The sequence below is a fragment of the bacterium genome (assembly GCA_035529855.1).
GTDB lineage: Bacteria > RBG-13-66-14 > B26-G2 > WVWN01 > WVWN01 > WVWN01.
The window spans coordinates 1-2,641 of record DATKVX010000008.1; the positions used below are offsets into that span (position 1 = coordinate 1).

3 protein-coding genes are annotated in these 2,641 nt (G+C 60.0%); all 3 read right to left on the reverse strand.

From position 1 onward, the window contains the following. Positions 1-1,223 (reverse strand): radical SAM protein (locus tag VMX79_00980; GenBank protein ID HUV85667.1); only part of this gene is annotated, 1,223 nt, incomplete at its 3' end. Position 1,224: 1 nt separating this feature from the next. Then, entirely contained in the window at positions 1,225-1,917 is a 693-nt protein-coding gene (locus VMX79_00985; protein ID HUV85668.1) for a carboxypeptidase-like regulatory domain-containing protein, read from the reverse strand. 1 nt (position 1,918) lies between these two features. Further along, positions 1,919-2,641: carboxypeptidase-like regulatory domain-containing protein (locus VMX79_00990; GenBank protein HUV85669.1), on the reverse strand; the 723-nt coding region annotated here is incomplete at its 5' end.

The window sequence follows — 2,641 nt, forward strand, 5'->3', positions numbered from 1 at the left end:
TCGTGGCCGGTGAAGACGAACTCCGGCAGCAGGTACGGGCAGAACTCGAGCGTGACCTTGGGCGCCCACTCCTCGTATATCGGCGTTTGCGGCAACAGCGACAACAGGCTCGGGAGGATCCGCGCGCCCATCATCCGGAACGAGACCATCTGGAAGAGCGACTGGTTGAAATCCTCATCGGTCTCGAACGGAAAGCCCCAGACGTAGAAGGCGTCGACGCGGGGGAAGAGTTCGATGGCTTGCGGTATTAGGTCCAACGTCTCCTGGGCGGTGAATCCCTTCTTGATAATTTCGAGGACGCGGTCCGAGCCGGACTCGACGCCGAAGCGGAGCTCGAGGCAGCCGCTGTCGGCCATCGCCTTCATCATCTCGACGTCGCACAGGTTGACGCGGCCGAACGCCTTCCAGTTGACGTCCAGGCCGGACTTCTCCAATTCCCGGCAGAACGCCACAACCTGCTTCTTGCCGGAGACGAAGAATTCGTCCTGGAAGAGGAAGAGGTCGACGCCGGCCTCCTCGTGTAGGACCTTCATCTCGGCGACGATGTTTTCGGGGCTGCGGGAATAACTTTTATAATCCCATACCGGCGCGACGGAACAGAACGTGCAGGGGTAGGGGCAGCCGCGGCTCGTCATCATGCCGTAGCCGGCGTATTTCGGGAGGTCGATCTTGTCCCACGCGGGGAAGGGGATAGCGTCGAGGTCGGCGAGGCGTTCGCGGCCCGGGTTGCCGACGACGCGGCCGTCGTCGCGGTACGAGATGCCGGCGACTTCTGAGAGGTCGCCGCCGTCGTTTAATGCGCGCAGGAGCTCGGGGCCCGTGACCTCGGCCTCGCCGCGGCATACGACGTCGACCCACGGGAAGCGCGTGAGGACCTTGTCCTCCACCGATTTGGCGCCTACGCCTCCCAGGACGAGTTTGCGGTCGGGGTAGCGCTCGCGTAACGCCTTCATCGCGAGGAGCGAGAACGGCAGGAGGTTGGCCATGCACGACAGGCCAATAACCGGCGCCGGGTCCTTCAGGAACTCGAGGAAGACCTCCATGTCGAACGGGTCGTCGGACGGGCAACATTGGTAATCGCGGAAGTCAACGCCGACGCCGGCGTCCTCCAGCGCGCGGGCGAGGTACAGCGGCCCGAGCGGGACGTGCAGCTCGCGCTCGACCTCCTCGCCGTAGCGAATGAATAGCATGTTGAGGTTTACGAGCGTTATATCGCCGGGCATGTTAATCGCCCTCCTTATCGGGGAGGTCGGGGCGAATGCCGGTTATTACCGATTTTTCGGGGAAATCGTGCGGCTCGCCGAAATGGAAAGAAACGTTAGTCCTAAGGCCCGGTATTACCTCAATACCGGTTTTTAATAGTACGCCTAATGTTTCGTGCGAGGCTTCCATTTCGTATAAACCTTCGGGTACGTAAGAAAAAACGTAATAACCTTTTTTATCGGTTAGTACTGTTAACGCCGTTCCTTTAATAATTACTTCAACGTTACTCAGCGGGTGCCATTCTTCATCAGTTGCCATACCGGAGATCGTACCGTAATCGGCCGTATCGTTTATTTCAGCGGCCGCCGCCGTTTCGGCCTTCGGTGGAATCTCCGGGTCGATACCGGTCGTGCGCATCTCCCATTCTTCCGGGTCCTCCGCGTAGGCCCCGGCTCCCAGCGCCGCCAACATCGCGGCCGCGGCGTAGCCGAGGAACGCGGGCCTAACGCTCGGGTTGACCTTCGTGTTAGCGACGATGGCCTCGAGTTGTTTTACCGGGACGGCGTTGAGCATCGCGGCTTCCGCCGGCTCGAGATTGAGGGCGATGGCTTCCGCGGCTGCGGCGCGTTTTTCCAACAGCATCTTCTTGAACGCCGGGTCGACGGCGGCCTTTTTTATTAGTACCTCGACGCCGCGAGGGATTTCTAGTTGCATACTATTTGCCTTTCTTCGAGGGAGCGTCGGGACGGATGCCCTGATAACCTTGATTATATTTTATGCGCGGTTCTGCCGGTGTTTCTAATGGGGGATTGGTGTATTGGAACGTTAGGTTAGTGGTTAAACCGGCTAGGATTTTAACGTCGGTCCGTTCTATGCTTCCGTATGCGGTGGAGAAAGCTTCGACCGTAATAACGCCGGGAGGGACAGGGGTTATGAGGTAGTATCCGTCGGCGTTAGTTACGGCGAAGCGCTTCGTCCCAACGGCAGACACTAAGACGTTGGGTAAAGGGTTTCCTTCGTTATCCGTTACTACTCCCGAAATCATCCCGTCGCCCGATTCATCTTTTTTAGCGGCCTTTTCGAGGGACACGGATGCGCCGGCCGTCGTCGCGGTTTCGGCCGGTTCCGCGGCCTCGAGAATGTCGGGGTTGATGCCGGCGGGAGGCGGATACGGCTTATCGTTGTTACGCGCGTTCGCTTTGCAACTTGCCGCTCCGGCCCCCAGCGCCGCTAACATCACACCCCCCGCGTATCCCAGGAACGCGGGCCGCAGGCCCGGGTTGACCTTCGTATTCGCGACGATGGCCTCGAGTTGTTTTGCCGGGACGGCCTCGAGCATCGCCGCTTCCGCCGGCTCGAGATTGAGGGCGATGGCTTCCGCGGCTGCGGCGCGTTTTTCCAACAGCATCTTCTTGAACGCCGGGTCGACGGCGGCCTT